Annotated in this window: 17 protein-coding genes and 2 pseudogenes; 9 read left to right on the top strand and 10 right to left on the bottom strand. The window is 70.8% G+C overall.

The genetic code is table 11. The annotated features are described in order from the left end of the window. The first annotated feature begins 226 nt into the window (after nt 1–226). Nucleotides 227–1,177, top strand: coding sequence for a ferritin family protein (locus tag ERL55_RS01195; protein ID WP_206733341.1), 951 nt, complete (start codon nt 227–229; stop codon nt 1,175–1,177). A 70-nt stretch (nt 1,178–1,247) separates the two neighbouring features. Here the strand turns inward: ERL55_RS01195 and tyrS are convergent. Then, nucleotides 1,248–2,436, bottom strand: a pseudogene (gene tyrS / locus ERL55_RS01190) (tyrosine--tRNA ligase); the annotation flags it as partial. Between the two features lie 209 nt (nt 2,437–2,645). Here tyrS and ERL55_RS01185 point away from each other — a divergent pair. Further along, the gene (locus ERL55_RS01185) at nt 2,646–4,115 is read left to right on the top strand and encodes a peptidoglycan DD-metalloendopeptidase family protein (protein WP_129134798.1); all 1,470 of its coding nucleotides are present in this window, start codon (nt 2,646–2,648) and stop codon (nt 4,113–4,115) included. Between the two features lie 65 nt (nt 4,116–4,180). Then, entirely contained in the window at nt 4,181–5,350 is a 1,170-nt protein-coding gene (locus tag ERL55_RS01180) for an anhydro-N-acetylmuramic acid kinase (RefSeq protein ID WP_129134797.1), read from the top strand. Between the two features lie 94 nt (nt 5,351–5,444). On the opposite strand, the gene ERL55_RS01175 is transcribed toward ERL55_RS01180, so the two are convergent. The 4 genes from ERL55_RS01175 to ERL55_RS01160 form a co-directional block, all read right to left on the bottom strand. Further along, nucleotides 5,445–5,699, bottom strand: coding sequence for a hypothetical protein (locus tag ERL55_RS01175; protein WP_129137138.1), 255 nt, complete (start codon nt 5,697–5,699; stop codon nt 5,445–5,447). Nucleotides 5,700–5,710: 11 nt separating this feature from the next. Further along, a complete protein-coding gene (locus ERL55_RS01170; protein ID WP_129134796.1) occupies nt 5,711–7,042 on the bottom strand; it encodes an MFS transporter in 1,332 nt (443 codons plus the stop codon). After that, nucleotides 7,039–7,839, bottom strand: a complete 801-nt coding sequence (locus tag ERL55_RS01165; RefSeq protein WP_129134795.1) for an exodeoxyribonuclease III — start codon at nt 7,837–7,839, stop codon at nt 7,039–7,041. The genes ERL55_RS01170 and ERL55_RS01165 overlap by 4 nt, the downstream gene beginning before the upstream one ends. 110 nt (nt 7,840–7,949) lie before the next feature. Next, nucleotides 7,950–9,164 (bottom strand): cytochrome-c peroxidase, encoded by a 1,215-nt coding sequence (locus tag ERL55_RS01160; RefSeq protein WP_206733340.1) that lies wholly within the window; start codon nt 9,162–9,164, stop codon nt 7,950–7,952. A 126-nt stretch (nt 9,165–9,290) separates the two neighbouring features. Here ERL55_RS01160 and pyrE point away from each other — a divergent pair, with 126 nt between their 5' ends. After that, complete coding sequence (gene pyrE, locus ERL55_RS01155; RefSeq protein WP_129134794.1) at nt 9,291–9,950, top strand: orotate phosphoribosyltransferase; 660 nt, start codon at nt 9,291–9,293, stop codon at nt 9,948–9,950. Between the two features lie 35 nt (nt 9,951–9,985). Next, a complete protein-coding gene (locus ERL55_RS01150; protein ID WP_129134793.1) occupies nt 9,986–10,636 on the top strand; it encodes a hypothetical protein in 651 nt (216 codons plus the stop codon). Nucleotides 10,637–10,652: 16 nt separating this feature from the next. On the opposite strand, the gene ERL55_RS01145 is transcribed toward ERL55_RS01150, so the two are convergent. From ERL55_RS01145 to coaBC, 4 genes and pseudogenes are all read right to left on the bottom strand, one after another. Next, nucleotides 10,653–11,360 carry a DNA ligase gene (locus tag ERL55_RS01145; RefSeq protein ID WP_241685801.1) on the bottom strand — a complete coding sequence of 236 codons (708 nt, stop codon included), beginning with the start codon at nt 11,358–11,360 and terminating at the stop codon, nt 10,653–10,655. A gap of 525 nt (nt 11,361–11,885) precedes the next feature. Next, on the bottom strand, nt 11,886–14,204 hold the full coding sequence (locus ERL55_RS01140) for a phosphomannomutase/phosphoglucomutase (protein WP_129134792.1): 2,319 nt from the start codon (nt 14,202–14,204) through the stop codon (nt 11,886–11,888). 163 nt (nt 14,205–14,367) lie between these two features. Beyond that, complete coding sequence (gene dut / locus ERL55_RS01135; RefSeq protein WP_164972084.1) at nt 14,368–14,832, bottom strand: dUTP diphosphatase; 465 nt, start codon at nt 14,830–14,832, stop codon at nt 14,368–14,370. Nucleotides 14,833–14,879: 47 nt separating this feature from the next. Beyond that, nucleotides 14,880–16,084 (bottom strand): annotated as a pseudogene (gene coaBC, locus ERL55_RS01130) (bifunctional phosphopantothenoylcysteine decarboxylase/phosphopantothenate--cysteine ligase CoaBC). Between the two features lie 188 nt (nt 16,085–16,272). Here coaBC and radC point away from each other — a divergent pair. From radC to ERL55_RS01110, 4 genes are all read left to right on the top strand, one after another. Next, entirely contained in the window at nt 16,273–16,947 is a 675-nt protein-coding gene (gene radC, locus ERL55_RS01125) for a DNA repair protein RadC (protein WP_129134791.1), read from the top strand. 72 nt (nt 16,948–17,019) lie between these two features. After that, entirely contained in the window at nt 17,020–18,708 is a 1,689-nt protein-coding gene (argS, locus tag ERL55_RS01120; RefSeq protein ID WP_129134790.1) for an arginine--tRNA ligase, read from the top strand. Between the two features lie 111 nt (nt 18,709–18,819). Continuing rightward, the gene (locus ERL55_RS01115) at nt 18,820–19,593 is read left to right on the top strand and encodes an SPOR domain-containing protein (RefSeq protein ID WP_129134789.1); all 774 of its coding nucleotides are present in this window, start codon (nt 18,820–18,822) and stop codon (nt 19,591–19,593) included. 102 nt (nt 19,594–19,695) lie between these two features. Beyond that, the gene (locus ERL55_RS01110; protein WP_129134788.1) at nt 19,696–20,445 is read left to right on the top strand and encodes an SDR family NAD(P)-dependent oxidoreductase; all 750 of its coding nucleotides are present in this window, start codon (nt 19,696–19,698) and stop codon (nt 20,443–20,445) included. Nucleotides 20,446–20,506: 61 nt separating this feature from the next. Here the strand turns inward: ERL55_RS01110 and speA are convergent, their stop codons facing one another. Then, nucleotides 20,507–22,396, bottom strand: a complete 1,890-nt coding sequence (speA, locus tag ERL55_RS01105) for an arginine decarboxylase (protein ID WP_129134787.1) — start codon at nt 22,394–22,396, stop codon at nt 20,507–20,509. Between the last annotated feature and the right edge of the window lie 79 nt (nt 22,397–22,475).

The following is a 22,475-nucleotide window of genomic DNA, read 5'->3' as shown; positions in this document are numbered from 1 at the left end:
GGCCGCCACGACAGAGCGCAGAACAGGATGATGGCGAAAACGATTCGCCATGCCACGCTCGCCGGCTCGCTCAAATCTACCCTCGGGAATGCCTGTGGGATGATTGGTGCGGATCTACCGGGCCACCGCGCGGGTGGCCGCCGCGAACGAGTATAGGCGGGGCACCCCCATGCGTCGAACCCCTTCCGACAGCAACTTGCACGAACCTTCTGCACCTGATCACCGTATGCGCGGGCACAGCGCGCGGCGTCGTTCGTTGCTGCGCGAGGACCCGGAGATCGACGTGGTCGACATGACCACGCTGGTGGGAATCGCCAGGGCCATCGAGGAAGAAGCGGTCCGGCGCTACGCCCTGCTCGCCGAGCTGATGGACCATCGCGGCGAGCCTGCCACGGCGGCGGCGTTTCGCGTGATGCTGGAAGAGGAGCGCAACCACGTGGTTGCCGTGGACCGATGGGCGGCTTCGGTGGGTGAACCCGAGACGAAGGCCCACGACGTCGAATGGCGGCTGCCGGCCGATCTGTCCAGCTCATGGGAGGACGTGGCCGGGAGCGCCCTGCTCACGCCCTACCGCGCTTTCGCGCTGGCAGTGGAGAACGAGGAGCGGGCGTTCTCCTTCTATGCCTACCTGGCCGCCCGCGCCGACAGCGCGCACGTCAGGGCGGAAGCCGAGAAGCTCGGTAACGAGGAACTGCGGCACGCAGCGCTTCTGCGCCGATGGCGGCGCCGGGCCTACCACCGCGAGCGCGGCAGCAGGCAGGCCAGGCGACCGGGACCCGCCGAGCTGCAGTTCGATTCGGTCGCGGCACTGCGCGATTTCCTGGCCCTGCAGGAGGCGGAGATCGCCGCAATCCACCTTGGCCTGGCGCAGCGTCTGGCGCGTGCAGGCGACCAGGCCGGCGCGAACATGCTGGAGCGCGCCATCCCCGCGTCGACCGCACCATCGGCGACGAGTGCGGTCACGGTTGCGGTCATCCCATCGGCGCCGGATGCGAGCGACGACACCGGTGAGAACACGCGCCATCTCCTCGTCGATGCGCAGAAACCACTGGAAGCGCTGGCGGACGTGCTCGAGGCCGTCATGGCCACCGCGGAGGGAGAGATCTTCGAAGAGGCCGCCATCACGATGGCCGGTGTCATCGATCGGATCGCACGCATCACGCTGCACGCCGATTGAGACACGGCAGGTTCCTGCCGGGAGGCGCAAGCTGGGACAGGTGAAGTCGCCCCTCCTCCGTCAACCCAGCAAGCCGCACCCGCGCGAAATTGCGCTTGCCGACCTGCAGCACGCCCTCGAAGCCGGGCGCGAACACCAGCCCCGCGTCGTCGACGACCGCCCCGTCCACTTTGACCGCGCGCTCCCTGAGCTTGCGGTTGGCCTCGGAATTCGACGGCGTGATGCCCGCCGCGGTCAGCAGCGCCGCGATGCGCAGGCCTTCGGCCGGCACCTGGACCTCCTGCAGCGGCAGCAGCGAGGTATCGCCCTGCCCGGTCACCGCGGCGTGCCAGCCGGCGATGGCGGTCTCGGCCGCGGCCGCATCGTGGAAACGCGTCGCCAGCTCGCCGCGCCAGGCGCAGCTTGATATCACGCGGGTTGAGTCCGGCAGCCACCTCGCCGCGCAGCGCCGCCGCCTCGGCAATGGAGATCTCGAAGCTCAACAGCTCGATCCACTTCCACATCAGCGCGTCACCGATCTTCATCGTCTTGTTGACGATGTCGATCGCCGGCTCGGTGATGCCGATGTAATTGCCCAGCGACTTCGACATCTTGTTGATGCCGTCGAGGCCTTCCAGCAGCGGCATCGTCAGCACCACCTGCGGCTTCTGCCCGTGGTGCTCCTGCAGGCCGCGGCCCATCAGCAGGTTGAAGGTCTGGTCCGTACCACCGAGCTCGACGTCGGCTTCCAGCGCCACCGAGTCGTAACCCTGCACCAGCGGATACAGGAACTCGTGGATCGCGATCGGCTGCTGCGCGGCGTGCCGCCTGGCGAAATCGTCGCGCTCGAGCATGCGCGCGACGGTGAGCTGGCCGGCGAGCCGCACCATGTCGGCGGCGGACATCTTCCCGAACCACTCCGAGTTGAAACGCACCTCGGTGCGCTCGCGGTCGAGCACCCTGAACACCTGCGCCTCGTAGGTGCGCGCGTTGTCCAGCACGTCCTCGCGCGACAGCGGCTTGCGGGTGGCGTTCTTGCCCGACGGGTCGCCGATCATCCCGGTGAAGTCGCCGATCAGGAAGATCGCGGTGTGGCCGAGATCCTGGAACTGGCGCAGCTTGTTGAGCAGCACGGTGTGGCCAAGGTGGAGATCGGGCGCCGTCGGGTCGAAGCCCGCCTTCACGCGCAGCGGGCGACCGGCCTGCAGCCGCGCCATCAGTTCATCGGGCTTGAGAAGCTCCTCGCTGCCGCGGGCGATCTGGTCATAGGCGGCCTGGATGGCGGGGTCGGCAACGGTCACGGCGATTCCTGGAAAGCCCGCCGGCACGCGCCCGCGGCTGAATGTGATGGAGTTCTGAAAACGGTGTTAAGACCCTGTTAGCACTGGCAATTCCCGAAATTCCCAGTGGTGTCAGGCATTTGACGCACCGTGTTGAGGTCTTTACTTTACCGCGCTGACGCGGAATTCACGCAGCCACGGGATAGCAGATGACGACCAACGACCCGGCGTTCGACCCCGAACGCAACCGACTCGTCCGTCTGGCCAACCGCCGCGCCCTCGCGCTGAGGGCAAGCCAGCTTTCCGAGCAGATTCCACAACTGCTCGACCGCAACAGTTTCAACGGGCGCTGGACGCGCCGCCACTGGGGCCAGGCAAGCATCTTCGCCAGCCTCGGCGCGCTGGTCATCGCCATGGTGCCCGGCTTCTCCAATGCCCTGCAGGCCGGTGACGGCGCGCAGCCCGCGCTCACCACCATGGCGCTCACGCTGCCGCCGCTGCAGGCGCCGGCCCGCGCTGCGGTCCAGCGCAGCTGGCAGACCGTGGCGGTGCAGCCGGGCGAGACCCTCGGCGCGATCTTCGAGGCCCAGGGCATCCCGGCCACCACCCTGCACCGCATCCTCGAGACCGACGCCGTGCGCGGCGCGCTGACCCGCCTGCGCCCGGGCACCGAACTCGGCTTCGACATCGACGAATCCGGCGCATTGCGCGGATTCCGCTTCGACCGCGGCACCACCGAGCGCGTGCAGCTGTCGCTGGCCGGCGACGAGGTCAAGGCCAACGTCATCGAGCGCCCGGTCGAGCGCCACGCCACCGTGGTCACCGGCGAGATCAGCAACTCCCTGTACGGCTCGGCGCGCCAGGCCGGGCTGTCGCCCAAGGTCATCCACACGATGACCGACAGCATCTTCCAGTACGACATCGACTTCTCGCGCGAGATCCAGCCCGGCGACCGCTACAGCGTGGTGCTCGAGGAACTGTGGCGCGAGGGCGAGAAGATCGGCACCGGCGACGTCATCGCCGCGACCTTCACCACCGGCGGCAAGACCTATTCCGGCTTCCGCTACGAGCGCGACGGCAAGGCCGAGTACTTCACCGCCGACGGCCGCCCGCTGAAGAAGAGCTTCCTGCGCACGCCGGTCGAGTTCTCGCGCCTGAGTTCCAACTTCGGTGCGCGCCGGCATCCGGTGCTGGGCACCATGCGCATGCACAAGGGCGTCGACTACGCCGCGCGCACCGGCACCCCGATCATGGCCGCCGGCGATGCCCGCGTGCAGTTCAAGGGCTGGCAGCGCGGCTACGGCAACGTGGTGATCCTCGACCACGGCCGCGGCTACACCACGCTGTATGCGCACATGTCGAAGTTCGGCAACGTCCGCCAGGGCGATCGCGTGCCGCAGGGCCGGGTGATCGGCTATGTCGGCGCCACCGGCCTGGCGACCGGCCCGCACCTGCACTACGAATTCCGCGTCAACGGTGCACACCGCAACCCGCTCAGCCAGACCATGCCGCCGCCGGAGCCGCTCAAGGGTGCCGAGCTGGCCGCCTTCCGCGCCGCAGTCGCACCGGCGCTGGCGCGCATCGAGCAGGTCGAGGCGGTGCACTACGCGCAGCAGGCTGCCGTCGACAACGGCGCGCGCGTCGCCTCCACGACCGCCCCGGCCGGCAACGCCGGCTGACCGGACGGGCCGGCATCCGCCGGCCACGCCGTCCCGGCCGCCTGCGCGGCCCCGTGTCCCGCCCGATGCCGCCTTCCGCGCCCGATGTGTTCCTCGGCCTGATGTCGGGCACCAGCGCCGATGGCATCGATGCCGCGCTGGTGCGCTTTTCCGATGTCGACGACCGCCAGCCACGGCTGCAGGCCGAACTGCTGTTCGGCCGCACCTATGCCTGGGACCCGGCATTGCGCAGCCAGCTGGTCGCACTCGGCCAGCACGCCGTGCCGCTCGTTCTCGACGACATCGGCGAGCTCGATACCCGGATCGCCACCGCACTGGCCGATGCCGCGCTGCAGGCGCTGGCCGACAGCGGCCTGCGTGCGGCTGAGATCGCCGCGATCGGATCGCATGGCCAGACCCTGCGCCACCGGCCGCAGGGCCGCGCACTCGACGGCCGCGATCGCTTCACCCTGCAGCTGGGCGACCCCGGCCTGATCGCCGAGCGCACCGGGATCACCACGGTCGCCGACTTCCGACGCCGCGACGTCGCCGCCGGCGGCCAGGGCGCACCGCTGCTGCCGGCCCTGCACGCGGCGCTGCTGCAGCACCCGCACGAGCCGCGTGCGGTGCTCAATCTCGGCGGTATCGCCAACCTCACCCTGCTGCCGGCGGCGGAGACGCCCGACGGCGTGCGCGGCTTCGACACCGGCCCGGCCAACGGCCTGCTCGATGCCTGGTGCCAGCGCCACCGCGGGCAGCCCTACGACCGCGATGGCGGGTTTGCCGCCTCCGGGCAGGTCGACGGTGTACTGCTGGAGCGGCTGCGCGAAGACCCGTGGTTCGCGCTGGCGCCGCCGAAGTCCTCGGGGCGCGACCAGTTCCACCTCGGCTGGGTCGACAGCCGGCTGGCCGGGCACGAATCACCCGCCGACGTCCAGGCCACCCTGCTGGCGCTGACCGTCGCCACCGTGGTCGATGCACTGCGTGCCAACAGTGCCGGCACCGCGCGCGTCATCGCCTGCGGCGGCGGCGTGCACAACCCGGTGCTGATGCAGGCCCTGGCCGCGGCGTTGCCGTGCGCGCTGGAGTCCAGCGCCGCCCACGGGCTGGATCCGGATTTCGTCGAGGCGATGGGGTTCGCATGGCTGGCGCGGCAGACCGTGCGCGGCCTGCCCGGCAACCTGCCCTCGGTGACCGGCGCCGCCGGGCCGCGGGTGCTGGGCGGGATCTACCCGGCCACGCCCGGTGCCGCCTGAGGCGACGCCGTATTCGCACGCCCCCGCCGCGCGTTGCCGCGGTGGATCGTCTGTTCGCCCTGCCCGCCGCCGCGCCTGCGGATCGCTCCCGCGATCAGCGGCCGCCGCTGTCGACGCGCCCGATCAGCGCATAGCCGGGATCGTCCGGCACCGACTGCAGGGCGGCCAGCGCCTCCTGCAGCACGTCGACCTCCTCGGTGTCGAAGCCGGGGGTCTCGCCCTCGTAGACATGCAGGCCCTGCTCGAGCAGGTACAGCAGCGCGTCCGACAGCGCCCAGCCGCGCGCCTCGGCGAGGCGGCGGATCCGCCGAGCGAGGATTTCGTCGACATCGCGAAGCACGATGTCCATGCCAGCCACGTTCATCCCCCTGTTCCCCCCATGGCACCGGGCTCCCTGACCGGATCGCGGATACGCTGCCACAGCCAGCCGAGCAGCAGCAAGGTCGGCACCACGGTCAGCGCGCTGAGGATGAAGAAGGTGGCGTAGGACGTGGCCTCCACCAGGAACCCGGACACGCCACCGGCGAACTTGCCCGGCAGGTTGGCCAGCGACACCAGCAGCGCGTACTGGGTGGCGGTGAAGTTGCGGTCGGTCAACGACGACATGAAGGCCACCAGCACGGTGCCGGCGAAACCCTGGAACAGGTTGTCGGCACTGATGGCGAGGTAGAACGCCCAGATCTGCCCCGGGTTGTAGGCCATCAGCAGGAAGGCGAGGTTGGACAGCGCCACCCCCACCGCGGCCACGAACAGCATCCGCCGGAAGCCGAACGCGGCCACGCACACGCCGCCGACGAAGGCGCCGACGATCCCGGTCCAGATGCCGTAGAGCTTGGACACGGTGGCGATATCGGCCTTGCTGTAGCCGGAGTCGAGGTAGAACGGCCCGGCCATCACCCCGATCACCTGGTCGGGGAACTTGAACAGGCCGACGAAGGCCAGCAGCGCCAGCCCCAGCAGCAGGCCGTTGCTGGAGAAGAAGCTGGTGAACGGCTGCCAGAACGCGCCGATGAAATCGATCCGTCGCACCACCGTGGCCTCGGGCACCGCCGGCTCGCGGGCAATGAGCGTGGTCAGCACCGGCACCAGCATCAGCGCGGCCATCCACAGGTAGGCATTGGTCCAGCCCTGGAATTCGGCCAGGTACAGCGCGCCGGCGCCACCGACGATCAGGCCGATGCGGTAACCCAGCGTATAGGTGGCGGCGAGTGCGCCCTGTGCGGCGGCCGGCGCGACCTCGATGCGGTAGGCATCGACCACCGAATCCTGGGTGGCACCGGCGAACGAGCCGACCAGCACCCACATCACCAGCGTGGTCACGCCCATTTCCGGCCGCGACAGCGCCAGCGCGCCCAGGCTTGCCGCCACCAGCAGCTGCGAGAACAGCAGCCACGAGCGCCGCCGGCCGAGGAAGGCAGTGAGCGGGAACGCGTAGCGGTCGATCAGTGGCGCCCACAGGAACTTCAGCAGGTAGAAGAAGCTCGCCAGGCTGATCAGGCCGATGCTGCCGAGATCCAGCCCGACATCGCGCAGGCGGGTGGACAGCGTCATCGACGCGATCAGCAGGAACGGCAGGCCGGAGCCGAAGCCGAACACCAGCATGGTGATCGCCGATGGCGTACCGAACGCGCGGCGGATGCCGGCCCAGCCCTTGTAGGACGCCGGCGCGGCGGCGTCGCCGGCCTGGCTCATGCGCGGTAGTCCACGGTATAGGGCGCATGGTCGGAGAAGCGCGGCTCACGCAGCACGGAGCAAGCGGACAGGCGCTCGCGCAGCGATGGCGTGCAGAACTGGTAGTCGATGCGCCAGCCGACGTTGTTGGCGCGCGCCGCGCCGCGGTTGCTCCACCAGGTGTATTCCACCTCGTCGGGCCTGAGCGCGCGGAACGTGTCCACCCAGCCATGCGCCGGCTGCGGCGAGCCGTCGCCGCAGGCATCGGCGACCAGGCCGTTGAGCCACGCGCGCTCCGGCGGCGTGCAGCCGGAATTCTTCTGGTTGCCGGTCCAGTTTTTGATGTCGTTCCTCGCACGCACGATGTTCCAGTCGCCGCACAGCACGTAGTCGCGGCCGCTGGCGAGCCACTCGTCGAGGATGGGCTTCAGCCACTCCATCACCTCGAACTTGAAGCCCTGGCGCAGCTCGCCCGACGACCCGGACGGGATGTAGAACGACACCACGCTGAGGTTGCCGAAGCGCGCCTCGAGATAGCGGCCCTCGTCGTCGAACGGGGCCCAGCCCAGCGACGCGCGCAGTTCGTCGGGCTCGCGGCGGCTGTAGATCGCCACACCGCTGTAGCCCTTCCTGGTCTGCGCATCGCGGAAGGCGACGTGGTAGCCCGGCGGACGGAACGCATCACCTGCGAGCTGGTGCTCCTGCGCCTTGGTTTCCTGCACGCAGAGGATGTCGGCATCCTGCAGGGCGAACCAGTCGAAGAACCCCTTGCTGGCCGCGGAACGGATGCCGTTGGCGTTGAAGCTGATGATGCGCATGGTGCTGCCGGTGCTGGAAGACGGACGCGGCGGGCACTGGCCCGCCGCGGGTCTGAAGGTTAGCGCACCGCCACCGGCCATGCCCCGGCAGCGGCACGTCCCGGTGCGCGTTACCGGGTGGGTCGCGGGGTGTCGGGCGTGCTGGGCGGCAGGATCGGGTACTCCACCGTCGGCTGGCGACCGGTCAGCGTGCGCAGGAACGCGGCGATCGCGCTGGCTTCCTCGTCGTTGAGTTCCCGCCCCAGCTGCGCGGTGCCCATGATCGCCACCGCCTGCTCGAGGTCCCACACCTGGCCGGAGTGGAAGTACGGCGCGGTCAGCTCGACGTTGCGCAGCGGCGCGGCGCGGAACACGTATTCGTCGCTGGCGGTGGCGGTGACCTCGAAGCGGCCCTTGTCCCCCGGCGGCAGGATGTCGGCGCCCGGACGCTCGATCACGCCGAACGGGAAATACGTCTGGCCGCCGAAATTGCGCCCGTTGTGGCAGGAGGCGCAGCCGCTGGCCATGAACAGCTCCAGCCCACGGCGTTCGGTCCCGTCCATCGCGCCGTCGTCGCCCAGCACCCAGCGGTCGAAGCGCGAATCCGGTGTCACCAGGGTGGCCTCGAACGCCTCCAGCGCCAGCGCCATGTTGTCGAAGCTCACCGGGTTGGCCTGGCCCGGGAACGCCTCGCCGAAGCGCTCGACGTATCCGGGGATGCTCTCCAGGGTCTCGACCACCAGCTCCGGCGTGCTGTTCATCTCCACGCTGGCCTGCACCGGGCCCTTGGCCTGTTCGGCGAGGTCGGCGGCGCGTCCGTCCCAGAACTGCGCCGCATTGAACACCGCGTTGAACACCGTGGGCGAGTTGCGCGGGCCCTGCTGCCAGCCGTGGCCGATGGAGACCGGCACGTTGTCGGCACCGCCGGTGCCGATGCTGTGGCAGGTGTTGCAGGTGAGCAGCTGGCTGCGCGACAGGCGCGGCTCGAAGAACAGCATATGGCCGAGGTCGACCTGCGCCTGCGACAGTGGCTGCCCGCGCAGTTCCTCCACGCGCTCCGGAATGGTGCCGAACAGCGCCGCGGCGGTGGTGCGCAGGCGGTCGCCGTCGCCTGCGGCGGCGGCATCGGCCGGGTCCGGTGCATCGGCGGTCGGTGCGGTCCCGGGCACGCCCTCGAGGGCAACCTGCCCGCCGGCGGCCGGGGTCGCCTGCGCCGTCGCGGTCTCCGCCGTGGCGCCCGCGCCGCTGTCGGCCGGTGCGGCGCGATCACCGTCGCTCTGGCTGCAGGCCACCGCCACCAGCAGGGTCGCCGCGATCGCCAGTCCAGTCCGGGTCGGATGCTGCATGTCGCTCCTCCATGTCGGGATACCGTCACCCCCGACCTTAGGTCACCTGCTGTCCTCGTCGCGTTGATCCCGGTCAACGCGGTGCAGCTTGTTACCATTGCGACCCCGCGGCCGCCCTGCACCTCAATGCCCGACCATCGCACCCGGTTCCTGCAGCTGGCGCTCCAGGCCGAGGCCCTGGGCTTCGGCGAGTTCACCCTCAAGTCCGGCCGCACCAGCCCCTATTTCTTCAACGCCGGCCGCTTCGATTCCGGCGCGGCGCTGGCCGGGCTGGCCGGTTGCTACGCCGATGCCATCGACGCGGCGGGCCTCGATTTCGACCTGCTGTTCGGCCCGGCCTACAAGGGCATCCCGCTGGCGACCGCACTGGCCTGTGAATACGCCGGCCGCGGCCGTGACCTGCCGGTGGCCTTCAACCGCAAGGAAGCCAAGGCGCATGGCGAGGGCGGCACGCTGATCGGTGCACCGCTGGCGGGCCGGCGGGTGCTGATCGTCGACGACGTGATCACCGCCGGCACCGCGATCCGCGAGGCACTCGGGCTGATCGCCGACGCCGGCGGCACCGTGGCCGGCATCGTGATCGCGCTCGACCGCCAGGAAGTGGTCGACGTGCATGCCACGCCGCGCCGTTCCGCGGCGCAGGCGGTGGCGGACGCGCACGGCGTGCCGGTGGTCGCGGTGGCGACGCTCGACGATCTGCTTGCGTTCGCCACCCGAAGCACGACACTCTCGTTCGAACACGCGCGGCTGGTCGATTACCGCGCGCGCTACGGCAGCCAGCAATGAGCGCCGGCGGACCGACCGGGGGGACGGAAGCAGTCATGGCAACGAAGACGATCATCACCGCGGCGCTGTGGGCGACCGCCCTGCTTGCCTGCCTGCCGGTCACCGCGCAGAAGGCCGGCGGCGACACCCGCCGGGTGTACTGCTGGGAAGAGAGTGGCCGCAAGATCTGCGGTGATGCGCTGCCGGCCTCGGCGGTGGATGCCCCGCGTACCGAATTCAACGCACGCACCGGCCTGGCGCGCGAGCAGCTGGGGCGGGCACTGTCGTCGGCGGAACGCGCCGCCGCCGCCGAGGCCGCACGGCAGGCCGCGCAGGCCGCGGAAGCCGACACCGCACGCCAGCGCCGGGACCTTGCGATGGTGGAGTCCTACGCGGCCGAATCCGACCTCGAGCGTGCCTACGGCGAGCGCATCACCCTGGTCGAGGAATCGGTGAAGACCTCGCAGATGGGCGTGGCCAACCTGCGCGCCAGCCTGCTCAGCCTGCTGCGCCAGGCCGCCGACCTCGAGCTGCAGCAGCAGCCGGTGCGCAAGCCGCTGGCCGACAACATCCTTGCCCAGCATGCCGACCTGCTGCGCCAGCAGGCGATCCTCCAGCAGCAGCTGGCCGAGCGCAGCACCCTCGACCGCGACCTGCAGGACGCGCTGGCGCGCTACCGCGAACTGAAGCGCCTGCAGGCCGACTGAGGCCGGGCAGCGCGCGTCACGGGTCGGCGGGCGGCAGTTCGTCGCGTACACGCAGGAAGCGGGCGAAGCGCGGCAGGCCGCGCGTGGTCAGCCCGGAATGGCGGAAGGTCACCCAGCTGCCGATCGCCGGCGGCGCATCGCGCTGGGCGTCGGTGAGGCCGCTGCCCAACCGCAGCCGACGACCATCCGGCAGTTCCACCAGCAACGCACCCAGCCTGCCGGCATGCCGTCCCTGACCGGGCAGGTGCGCGATCACCCGCGCCTCGGCATCGTCATGCGGCTTGTACTTCAGCAGCAGTTCGCTGCGGCCACTGCGGTAGCGCGAATCGCGATGGTGCAGCATCAGGCCCTCGCCACCGGCGGCGAGCACCGCGTGGAAGTGCGCATCCAGCGCCGCGCGGTCCGCGAAGCGCCGCTGGCGCACCGGGCGCAGCCAGTCGATGCCGGCGGCGTCGAGCAGCCGCCGCATGCGTGCGATGCGCGCCTCGAAGCCCACCTCCTCGCCGGGCAGGTCGAACACCAGCAAGCGCACCGCGTGCCAGGCGGGGTCATCGCTGCCGTCACTCGCTCGCACCAGCGCGCTCACTTCGTCGAAGCGGTTGCGGCCGATCCACAGCTCGCCGTCCATCGCCTGCGTGGGCCAGCCGCGGGTGAACCACGCCGGCGGGCGGATGCGCATGCCACCACGCGTCCACAGCGCACTGCCGTCCCAGCGCGCGCGCACGCCATCGAGTTTTCTCGCTGACCCAGTACGCGCCGATGTCGTCGACGCTGTCGGCGTAGCTGGTGGCCAGCATCGGTGGCGCATCACCCGGCGGTACCGCCAGTGCGGTGCTGCACGCGGACACGCCGCACAACAGCGCGATCCGCAGCCAGTGGTTTGACGACCGTCCTGTCCATGTCACGGCATCCGGTGCCCGTCCCTGGGCGACAGGTCGAGCTTCGCGCGACATGTCATCCAGCGCCATCGGAGAAATCCGCGGTCGCGCGTCGGGTTTTGACGTGCTGGGCGCTGTAGCAAGGACGCGAGCGGGGGCGCCTGCCGCTCATTCCGCCGGGTCGGCGCCCGGTATCGCCCTGGTCGGCAAACACCCGGCAGACGCCTGGAAACCGCGCGGTGAACTGCAGGAAAAATCAGGGCTCCCGGGATCGACGCGGACCGTTGCCGACTCTCCATCGCAACGCGGCGGCCCGCAGGCCGCCGCATCGCATCATTCCCGGCTGCTACCGGCCGGAGCCGGACTGCTGGTCAGAACTCCAGCGGAAGCGCGGGATCCACCGCCAGCAGCTGCTCGCGGAAGGTCTGCTGGATGCGCTTCAATGCGGCCTCGTTGTCGGCGTCGAAGCGCAGCACCAGCACCGGGGTGGTGTTGGAGGCACGCACCAGGCCCCAGCCGTCGGCCCAGTCGGCGCGCACGCCGTCGATGGTCGACAGGCGCGCGCCGTCCAGCGTGGCGGCGGCCTGGAAGCGCTCGACGAAGGCATGCGGGTCGCCACCCGGCGCCTGCACCTTGATCTCCGGCGTGGACACGCCGGCCGGCAGCGCGTGCAGCACCGCGGTGGGCGTCTCCGCCTGCGCGGCGAGGATCTCCAGCAGGCGCGCGGCGGCATAGATGCCGTCGTCGAAGCCGTACCAGCGCTCGGCGAAGAAGAAGTGGCCGCTCATCTCGCCGGCAAGTTCGGCCTCGGTTTCGCGCATCTTGGCCTTGATCAGCGAGTGGCCGGTCTTCCACATCAGCGGGCTGCCGCCGTGGCGCAGGATGTGGCCCGGCAGCTTTCCGGTCGACTTGACGTCGAAGATGATCACCGCGCCCGGGTTGCGTTCCAGCACGTCGGCGGCGAACAGCATCAGCATGCGGTCGGGGAAGATGTTCTCGCCGTCGCGGGTGACCACGCCGAGGCGGTCGCCGTCGCCGTCGAAGGCGATGCCGAGGTCCGCATCCAGCCGCTTGACCATGCTCACCAGGTCCTCGAGGTTGTGCGGCTCGCTCGGGTCCGGATGGTGGTTGGGGAACGTGCCGTCGATCTCGCAGTACAGCGGCACCACTTCGGCACCGATCGCTTCCAGCACGCGCGGACCGATCTCGCCGGCCACGCCGTTGCCGGCATCCACGACCACCTTGAGCGGGCGCTCGACCTGCACGTCGGAGGCGATGCGCTCGACATAGGCGTCGGCGATGTCCTGCTGGCTCAACCCGCCGGGCGCCGGTGCGGTGTAGAGGCGGTCCTCGGCGATGCGCGCGTAGAGGTCGACGATGGCGTCGCCCGACAGCGTCTCGCCGCCGACCACGATCTTGAAGCCGTTGTAGTCCGGCGGGTTGTGGCTGCCGGTCAGCGAGATGCAGCAGCCCGTACGCAGGTGGTAGGCGCCGAAGTAGGCCACCGGCGTCGGCACCATGCCGATGTCGATGACGTTGCGGCCGGCGCGCCGCAGGCCTTCGGTCAGCCCGGCCAGCAGGTCGGGGCCGGACAGGCGGCCATCGCGGCCGATCACGATGTCGGCGAGGTCCTGCTCGCGCATCAGCGAACCGATGGCCTGGCCGATCAGCTCGGCAATCCCGGCATCGAGGGTCTCGCCGACCACGCCACGGATGTCGTAGGCGCGGAAGATGCTGCGATCGATGCGGGCCGCTTGGGGTTTGGACACGTCCTTGACCTCGGATTTCTGGGGGGATTCGATGTCGCCCGGGGCGAGGGCGACGGCTTCGAGCAGGGTGGGCGCGCCGTCCTCGCCGGCCACCGCATCGCGTGCGAGGCCGGGCAGCACGCGCCAGGCGACGTAGGCGAGCAGCAGCAGCACCAGCGCGACGACGAACGCCGGCATTCCGGCCAGGCCGAACGGCGCGGCAACGCCATACGGGAGGCCGGCCGCGACCCGTAGGCCACTGCCAGCCACCGGTGTGCCCAGTCGCTCGGCGGCGCCGGCATGCTCGGCGCTGCCGCGTTCAAGCAGGGTGACGCTGCCCTGCCGCAGCGCCAGGTACATGCGCCCCTCGTCGATGACCGCGCTGTCGAACCCGGCACGGATGCGCGCCAGCGGCAGCCGCGCCACCGCCACGCCGGCCAGTGCGCCGCCGGCATCCTTGATCGGCGCCGCGACCGCCAGGCGTTCACTGCCGTCCTCGCGGATGACCAGCGACAGCGCGCGGTCCTCGCTCATCGCCGCCTCCAGCACCGCGGCGCGGCCGAAGCCGTTCCGGGTCAGATCGGCGTAGACGCTCTGCAGGGCCGGCGGATACACCGCGGCCTCTTCCAGCATCGGCCAGTCACGCGCGAGCGCGGCAGCCGCGGCCTCGACCTCGCCACGCAGCAGCGGGCCGCGCACGTCGGCCGATTCCAGCCGCTCGCGCAGGCGCTCCTGTTCGGCCTGCAGGGCCTGCGCGACCGAGAGCGAGACCAGGTCGCGCGCCTGCTCCAGCGCGGCGCGGCGGTTGCCGTCCTGCACATGCCGCCAGCCGCCCCAGGCGATCCACAGCGCCAGCGCCGCCAGCGCGATCGCCACCAGCGGCAGGAACGGTCGCGCGCGCGCCAGCAGCAGGCGGGCCTTGTGCGGTTGGGTGTCGCTCATCCTTTGGTTCCCCAGGGCAGCCGGATCAGGACGCGTCGTGGCGACGCCCCCTGCGCCGCCACCGCGTCCAGATGTCTACGCAACATGCGTGCCATGCACCGGCGCACGGCGCATAACGTACCGCCGATCCGCGCCATGCGCGACATCGGCAACGTGCGCGGCGTCAACGCACACCGGTATGCCCGAAGCCGCCACTGCCGCGCGCGCTCGCCGTGAAGCCATCCACCAACTCGAGATCCGCACGCACCACCGGCAGCAGCACCAGCTGTGCGATGCGGTCGCCGACGGCGATCGTGTAGGCCTCGCGCCCACGGTTGAAGACGCTGATCATCAGCGGCCCCTGGTAGTCGGCGTCGATGAGCCCGGTGCCGTTGCCCAGCACGATGCCGTGCCGATGCCCGAGGCCCGAGCGCGGCAGCACCACCGCGCACAGGCCGGGATCACCGATATGGATCGCCAGCCCGCTGGGCACCAGCGCCGCATCGCCGGGCGCGAGCTCGAGCGGTGCATCGAGCGCGGCGCGCAGGTCGAGCCCGGCGCTGCCGGCGGTGGCATAGGCGGGCAGCGGCCATTCGTCGCCGTAACGCGGATCGAGGCGCTGGACCTGCAGGACATGGATTGCGGACACCGGTGGCTCCGTGGCAGGGCCGCACCCGGAGCGGGGCGGCAGTGGGATCAGCTGGCGAACACCAGGTCGAGCAGTTGCTCGGCGATAACGGTCTTCGGCGCCGGCCCCAGCGACTGTTCGCCATCGGGCCAGTACACGGTGAGCGCGTTGTCCTCGCTCTCGAAACCGCTGCCCGGCTGGCCGACGCGGTTGGCAGCGATGACGTCCAGGCGCTTGCGCACCAGCTTGTCGCGCGCGTAGCCGGCCAGGTCGCCGGTCTCGGCGGCGAAGCCGACCAGCCGGCGTGGCCGCAGCGCGTGCGCGCCCAGATCGGCGAGGATGTCGGCGGTGCGCACGCATTCGACCAGCAGGGTGTCGCCGTTCTTCTTGAGCTTGTCGGCGGCCACCACGCGCGGGGTGTAGTCCGCGACGGCGGCAGCGGCGATATAGGCATCGGCCGGCATCGCGGCGAACACCGCCGCGTGCATCTGCGCGGCAGAGCGTACGTCGATGCGCTGCACGCCCGGCGGGGTGTCGAGATGCACGGGGCCCGCGACCAGCACCACGTCGGCGCCGCGGCGCGCGGCCGCCGCGGCCACCGCGAAGCCCATCCGCCCGCTGCTGCGGTTGCCGAGGAAGCGCACCGGGTCGATGTCCTCGTAGGTCGGGCCCGCGCTCACCACGATGCGCAGGCCGGCAAGCGCTCTGCTCATCCGGCCAGCTCGCGCACGATCCATTCCGGTTCGCGCAGGCGCCCGGGGCCGGATTCGCCCTCGGCCAGCGGACCGTCGTCGGGGCCGATCACCTGCACACCGCGCGCACGCAATGTCTCCACGTTGGCCTGGGTGGCCGGGTGCCGCCACATGCGGTGGTTCATCGCCGGGGCGATCGCCACCCGCGCCTCGGTGGCGAGGTACAGGGTGCTGACCAGGTCGTTGGCGAAACCGTGCGCGAGGCGCGCGATGAGGTCGGCGGTGGCCGGCGCGACCACCACCCGGTCGGCCCACGCGGCGAGCTCCAGGTGTCCCATCGCGGCTTCGGCGGCGGCATCCCACAGCGAGGTGCGCACCGGCTCGCCGGAAACGGCCTGGAAGGTCGCGGTGCCGACGAACTGCTGCGCGTGCTCGGTCATCGCCACCCGCACCACGGCGCCGGCGTCGCGCAGGCGGCGCACCAGTTCGGCGGCCTTGTACGCGGCGATCCCGCCACCCACGCACACCAGCACGCGCTGGCCGGCAAGCAGGCCGTCGAGCGGCGGAGGTGACTGGCTCATGGGTGGGAAAAATCCGACACGGACGCGGGCCCACAGCTTACCCGAAGGCAGGGCCGCCCCCGGCTGCGCTGGCTGCCGCCGCGCGCTGCAATGCATCCGGCGTCGTCGTGCGGGCGGCCACCCCGAAACCCACGGCCTCCCCTGTCGTGCAGGCCGCCCGCCGCGACGCTCTTCCCACGAGGCTTGCCATGCACATCCGCGACTGGCCCAGCAGCGAACGACCACGCGAGAAACTCCTGGCCCGCGGTGCCGCCGTGCTGTCGGATGCGGAACTGCTGGCGCTGTTCCTGGGCTCCGGGCTGCGCGGGCGCGACGCGGTTGCCACCGCGCGCGAGCTGCTGGCAGGCCACGGCCCGCTGCGGAAGCTGCTCGAACGCACGCCGGCGCAGCTGGCCGCACTTCCCGGCTTGGGCCCGGCACGCGCGGCGCTGCTGGCGGCCGCGCTCGAGCTGTGCGGCCGCTACCTCGCCGCCGGCCTCGAGCGTGGCGAGGCACTGAGCGATCCGCAGTCCGCCGGCCGCTATTTCGCGCAGCGCCTGCGCGGCTACCCGCACGAGGTGTTCGCCGCGCTGTTCCTCGACACCCGCCACCGCGCGCTGGCGTTCGAGGAACTGTTCCGCGGCACCATCGACGGTGCCGAAGTGCATCCGCGCGAGGTGGTGCGGCGCGCGCTGGCGCACAACGCCGCGGCGCTGATCGTCGGCCACAACCATCCCAGCGGCAGCGCCGAGCCGAGCGCGGCGGACCGGGCGGTGACCGCGCAGCTCAAGCAGGCACTGGGGCTGGTGGACGTGCGCCTGCTCGACCACTTCGTCATCGGCGACGGCCCACCGGTGTCGCTGGCGGCGCGCGGCTGGGTGTAGGCAACGCCCGGCGGAACGTGCCGGCCCGCGGCCGTCTACACTATCGGCCCCCTGCAATACCGCCCAACGCCTGTGAAATCCCAGCTCCGCGCCCTGATCGAACAGGGCCTCGACGCCCTGCGTGCCCGGGGCGACCTGCCCGGCGACCTCGCCACGCCCGAATTCATCGTGGAGCGGCCGAAGGATCGCAGCCATGGCGATTTCTCCACCAACGTGGCGATGCTGCTGGCCAAGCCTGCCCGCAGCAATCCGCGCGCACTCGCCCAGGCACTGACCGCGGCGCTGCCACAGACCGGGCTGGTGGCCTCGGTGGACATCGCCGGACCGGGGTTCATCAACTTCCGCCTCACGCCCACGGCGTGGCAGGCGCAGCTGCGCGCGGTGCATGAGCTCGGCGAGTCGTACGGCCACAACAGTTCCGGGGCCGGGCGCCGCGCCGGCGTGGAATACGTGTCGGCGAACCCGACCGGACCACTGCATGTCGGCCATGGCCGCGCGGCGGCCATCGGCGACTGCATCGCCCGCGTGCTCGAGGCCAATGGCTGGGACGTGGCGCGCGAGTTCTACTACAACGATGCCGGCGTGCAGATCGAGAACCTCGCACGCTCCACCCAGGCCCGCGCCCACGGGCATGCGCCGGGTGATGCCGACTGGCCGGCGGACGCCTACAACGGCGATTACATCGCCGACGTGGCCGCCGCCTATCTGCGCGGCGACAGCGTCGAGGTCGACGGCCACACCGTGGCCGGTGCCGGCGACCCCGACGACCTCGATGCCATCCGCCGCTTCGCGGTGGCCTGGCTGCGCCGCGAGCAGAACGCGGATCTCGCCGCGTTCGGGGTGGCGTTCGACGTGTACTTCCTCGAGTCGTCGCTGTACGCCGACGGCAAGGTCGAGGAAACCGTGCGCGAGCTCATCGCCCACGGCCACACCTACGAGGAAGGCGGCGCGCTGTGGCTGCGCACCACCGGTTTCGGTGACGACAAGGACCGCGTGATGCGCAAGTCCGATGGCACCTACACCTACTTCGTGCCGGATGTCGCCTACCACCTGTCGAAGTGGCAGCGCGGCTACGAGCGCGCGATCACCGAACTCGGCGCCGACCACCACGGTTCGCTGGCGCGGGTGCGCGCCGGCCTGCAGGCGCTGGATGCCGGCATTCCGCAGGGCTGGCCGGAATACGTGCTGCACCAGATGGTCACGGTGATGCGTGGCGGCGAGGAGGTGAAGCTGTCCAAGCGCGCCGGCAGCTACGTGACCCTGCGCGACCTGATCGACGAGGTCGGACGCGACGCCACCCGCTGGTTCCTGGTCGCGCGGCGCCCGGATTCGCAGCTGGTGTTCGACATCGATTTCGCCCGCAGCCAGTCGCTCGACAACCCGGTCTACTACGTGCAGCTCTCGCACGCGCGCATCTGCGGCCTGCTGCGGCAGCTGGAGGAACGCGGACTGGCATTCGACGCCGCCAGCGGGCTGGAGCGGCTGCCGGACCTCGACAGCGGCGCGACCCGCGACCTGCTCACCGACCTCTCGCGCTTCCCTGAGGTGGTGGAGGCGGCCGGGCAGTCGCTGGAGCCGCACCTGGTGGCGGCCTATCTGGTCGAACTCGCGCAGGCGTTCCAGTCCTACTACAACGACCACCAGTTCCTGGTTGACGATGCCGGGCTGCGCGATTCGCGACTGGCGCTGGCGCTCGCCACCCGCCAGGTGCTGGCCAACGGCCTGGCCCTGCTCGGGGTGGCCGCACCGCAGCGGATGTAGCCCCGCACCGCGGGATGACGGCGCGGTCCGCGCCTTCGGCATACACTGGATCGCGGGATTTTTCTGTTCCATCCGGCCGCCTGGCGGCAACGACTCGAGGAAGGCAAGGCAGTGGCAGCACGACGCGGTAGATCGCAGGCACGGCGCAACGGCGGCAACTCCGGCGGGCTGCCCGGCTGGGCGTGGATGATCATCGGCATCGTGCTGACGATCATCGTGGTGATGCTGGCGCCGCGCGTGCTGAAGTCCGACGGCAGCGACGGCTTCTACCGCCCTCGCGCCAACCCGGATGCGCAGCCGGCGTTGCCGTCCAGCATCGACGAGGACGCAGCACCCGCGCCCGCGCGCCGACGCCCGGCGGCCGCCGACCCCGCGCCGCTGCCGGCAACCGAGCCCGATTACGATTTCTACACCGTGTTGCCGGGCCAGGAAGTGCCGATGACCGATGCCGAGCTCGCCGCCAGCGCCCGCGCCGAAGAGGCCCGCCGCCAGCGCGAGGATGCACAGCGCCGCCAGGACGCCGCCGACCCGGCCACCCCGCAGGCGCCCGCCGCGGCACCGTCGCCGGCCTCCACCGCGGCGACCACCACGCCGGCGACCACGACCGCCCCGGCAACGCCGGCCGCGACGGCTGCACCGGCACAGGACACCACCGCGCGCTACCTGCTGCAGGCCGGGTCGTTCAGCGCGTCCGGCGATGCCGAGGCGCTGAAGGCGCGGATCGCGCTGCTGGGCCTGTCGGCACGGGTCGAATCCGGCAACGCCAACGGGCGCACCGTCTACCGCGTGCGCATGGGCCCCTACGGCACCGCCACCGAACTGGCCGATGCCAAGGCCAAGCTCCAGAACGGCGGGCTGCAGGCGCTGCCGATCAAGGTGCAGTAATACCGCGCGCCGGCGTGGCGTGACGCCGCCTCGGGCGGGTCTGGCGGCAGCACGCGCCAGCGACCTTCGGCACCGCTTTTCCGCCTGCGACGGAGTGCTTAGATGACCCGGACCATCCTGATCACCGGCGCCACCGCCGGTTTCGGCCGCGCCACCGCCGAACGTTTCGCCAGCGCCGGCTGGCGCGTGGTCGCCTGCGGCCGCCGCGCCGAGCGCCTGCAGGCACTGGCCGACGCGTTGGGTGAGCAGGTGCATGCCTGCGCCTTCGACATCCGCGATGCCGATGCCATGCAGGCCGCGCTCGACGGCCTGCCGGATGCGTTCCGCGACATCGACGTGCTGGTCAACAACGCAGGCCTCGCGCTCGGCACCGCGCCCGCGCAGCAGGCGAGCCTGGCGCAGTGGCGGCAGATGATCGACACCAACGTCACCGCGCTGGCCACGCTGACCCACGTGCTGCTGCCGACGCTCATCGCGCGCCGCGGCGCGATTCTCAACGTGAGCTCCATCGCCGGCAGCTACCCATACCCGGGCGGCAACGTCTATGGCGGCACCAAGGCCTTCGTCACCCAGTTCTCGCTGGGCCTGCGCGCCGACCTGCATGGCACCGGCGTGCGCGTGACCTCGATCGAACCGGGGCTGGCCGAGACCGAATTCACCCTGGTGCGCACCGGTGGCGACCAGGTGGCATCGGATGCGCTGTACCGCGGTGCGGCCCCGATCACTGCCGCCGACATCGCCGAAACTCTGTGGTGGGTGGCCAACCTGCCACCGCACCTCAACATCAACCGGCTGGAAGTGATGCCGGTCAGCCAGTCGTTCGCCGGCTTCCAGATCGCGCGCGCGGGCTGAAAGAACCGGCTGGAAAGACGATCGCGCCTGGAGGCGCTCCCGCAGGAGCGCCGCGTGGCAGTCAGTCCAGCGGCGCGCTGTCCAGGTAGGTATAGCCGGTGAGCCCGGCTTCCAGCGCCTCGCGCAGGCGCACCATCTCGTCGTCCCCAAGGCTGGCGGCGGAAAGCTTGTCCTCGTAGCGCTGGCGCAGGTCGTCGATGCGGTAGCCCACGTAGTCGAGCATCACGTCGGTGGTGTCGCCACGGCGCTGCTGGTGGATCGCGAAGCCGTCGCCGCTGCGGCGCACCTCGATCGCGTCGGTGTCGCCGAACAGGTTGTGGATGTCACCGAGGATCTCCTGGTAGGCGCCGACCAGGAAGAAACCGAGCCGGTAGGTTTCGCCGGGACGCATCGCATGCAGCGGCAGCGAGCTGTCGAGATCCTCGTTCTCGACGTAGGTGTCGATCTGGCCGTCGGAGTCGCAGGTGAGGTCGGCGATGATGCCGCGCCGCTCCGGCGCCTCGTCCAGGCGCTCGATCGGCACGATCGGAAACACCTGGTCGATCGCCCACACGTCGGGCATCGATTCGAAGATGCTGAAGTTGACGAAGTACTTGTCGACCAGACGCTCGTTGAGCTCGTCCAGCAGCGGGCGATGGCTCTTCTCGTCATAGGTCAGCCGCGCACGCACGGCGTGTGCGATCGCGTAGAAGAGGTCGTCGATACGCGCGCGGTGCACCAGGTCGAGCTGGCCCAGCGCGTACATCGCCAGGCCCTCGGCGTGGAAGTGCTGCGCCTCGTGGTAGAGCTCGACGGCAGGGCGCTGGTCGAGCTCGCCGTGGATCTCGCGCAGCTGGCTGACCACCGACGGCTCGTCGTCATGGATGTCGGGCACCCGGCCTTCCGGGGCGCGTTCGACCTCCGACACGTTGGCCACCAGCACCGCGTGGTGCGCGGTCATCGCGCGACCGCATTCGGTGAGGATGCGCGGCTGCGGCAGGCCATGCTCCGCGCAGGCCTGCGCCAGCGGCTGCACGATGTTGCTGGCGTACTGGCGCATGCCGTAGTTGACCGAGTTGTAGCTGCGCGAGCGGGTGCCCTCGTAGTCGATGCCCAGGCCACCGCCGACGTCGACACGGCTGATCTTCGCGCCCAGCCGCGAAAGCTCCACGAAGTAACGCGTGGCCTCGCGCATGCCGTTGGCGATGTCGCGCACGTTGGAGATCTGCGAGCCCATGTGGAAATGCAGCAGCTTGAGGCGGTCGCTGCGGCCGCTGTCGCGCAGGCTCTTCCACAGATCCAGCAGCTGCCGCGGCGACAGGCCGAACTTCGACTTGTCGCCACCCGAGTTCTGCCACTTGCCCGCGCCCAGCGACGCCAGCCGCATACGCACGCCCAGCAGCGGCTCGACACCGAGTGCGGCCGACTCCTCCATCACCAGCCGCAGCTCGGTCGGCTTCTCGATGACGATATAGGTCTCGAGCCCCAGCCGGCGGCCGATCAGCGCCAGGCGGATGTACTCGCGGTCCTTGTAGCCATTGCAGATGATGGTGCCGCCGGGCCGGCTCAGCGCGAGCACCGCCATCAGCTCCGGCTTGCTGCCGGCCTCCAGCCCGAAGCCCTCGCCATGGTGCGAGGCCAGCGTGCCGGCGACGCCCGCGTGCTGGTTGACCTTGATCGGATACACCGCCGTGTAGCCGCCGGTGTACTCCCAGTCGGCCTGGGCCTCGGCGAATGCCGACTGCAGCTGGCCGAGCCGGTGGCCGAGGATCTCGGGGAAGCGCACCAGCAGCGGCAGGTTCGCGCCCTGTGCCAGCGCGTCGTCGACAATCGCCGGCAGCGGCAGTGCCCGGGCGTCGCGGTCGCCCGGACGCACGACCACGCGACCCTGTTCGTCGACGTCGAAGAAGCCTTCCGACCAGTGCGGAATCGAGTAGGTCTTGCGGGCGTGGTCGATGGACCAGGCAGCCATGGCGGACATCCGGAGAAAGCGTGGGGGCGCCCATTCTACGGAGGCCGGCGCGCAGGGGTGGTCACGCCGGCTCCGTTAC

Origin of the sequence: Luteimonas sp. YGD11-2 (assembly GCF_004118975.1) — a bacterium.
Taxonomy (GTDB): Bacteria; Pseudomonadota; Gammaproteobacteria; order Xanthomonadales; family Xanthomonadaceae; genus Luteimonas; species Luteimonas muca.
The sequence above is the reverse complement of the archived record's forward strand: the minus strand, read 5'-3'. Positions and strand labels throughout refer to the sequence as shown.

Bases quoted from the DNA above. Each gene is read 5' to 3' on its own strand.
- ERL55_RS01195 (WP_206733341.1), top strand. From the start codon at position 227: ATGCGCGGGCACAGCGCGCGGCGTCGTTCGTTGCTGCGCGAGGACCCG.
- ERL55_RS01185 (WP_129134798.1), top strand. From the start codon at position 2,646: ATGACGACCAACGACCCGGCGTTCGACCCCGAACGCAACCGACTCGTC.
- ERL55_RS01180 (WP_129134797.1), top strand. From the start codon at position 4,181: ATGCCGCCTTCCGCGCCCGATGTGTTCCTCGGCCTGATGTCGGGCACC.
- ERL55_RS01175 (WP_129137138.1), bottom strand. From the start codon at position 5,699: ATGGACATCGTGCTTCGCGATGTCGACGAAATCCTCGCTCGGCGGATC.
- ERL55_RS01170 (WP_129134796.1), bottom strand. From the start codon at position 7,042: ATGAGCCAGGCCGGCGACGCCGCCGCGCCGGCGTCCTACAAGGGCTGG.
- ERL55_RS01165 (WP_129134795.1), bottom strand. From the start codon at position 7,839: ATGCGCATCATCAGCTTCAACGCCAACGGCATCCGTTCCGCGGCCAGC.
- ERL55_RS01160 (WP_206733340.1), bottom strand. From the start codon at position 9,164: ATGCAGCATCCGACCCGGACTGGACTGGCGATCGCGGCGACCCTGCTG.
- pyrE (WP_129134794.1), top strand. From the start codon at position 9,291: ATGCCCGACCATCGCACCCGGTTCCTGCAGCTGGCGCTCCAGGCCGAG.
- ERL55_RS01150 (WP_129134793.1), top strand. From the start codon at position 9,986: ATGGCAACGAAGACGATCATCACCGCGGCGCTGTGGGCGACCGCCCTG.
- ERL55_RS01140 (WP_129134792.1), bottom strand. From the start codon at position 14,204: ATGAGCGACACCCAACCGCACAAGGCCCGCCTGCTGCTGGCGCGCGCG.
- radC (WP_129134791.1), top strand. From the start codon at position 16,273: ATGCACATCCGCGACTGGCCCAGCAGCGAACGACCACGCGAGAAACTC.
- ERL55_RS01110 (WP_129134788.1), top strand. From the start codon at position 19,696: ATGACCCGGACCATCCTGATCACCGGCGCCACCGCCGGTTTCGGCCGC.
- speA (WP_129134787.1), bottom strand. From the start codon at position 22,396: ATGGCTGCCTGGTCCATCGACCACGCCCGCAAGACCTACTCGATTCCG.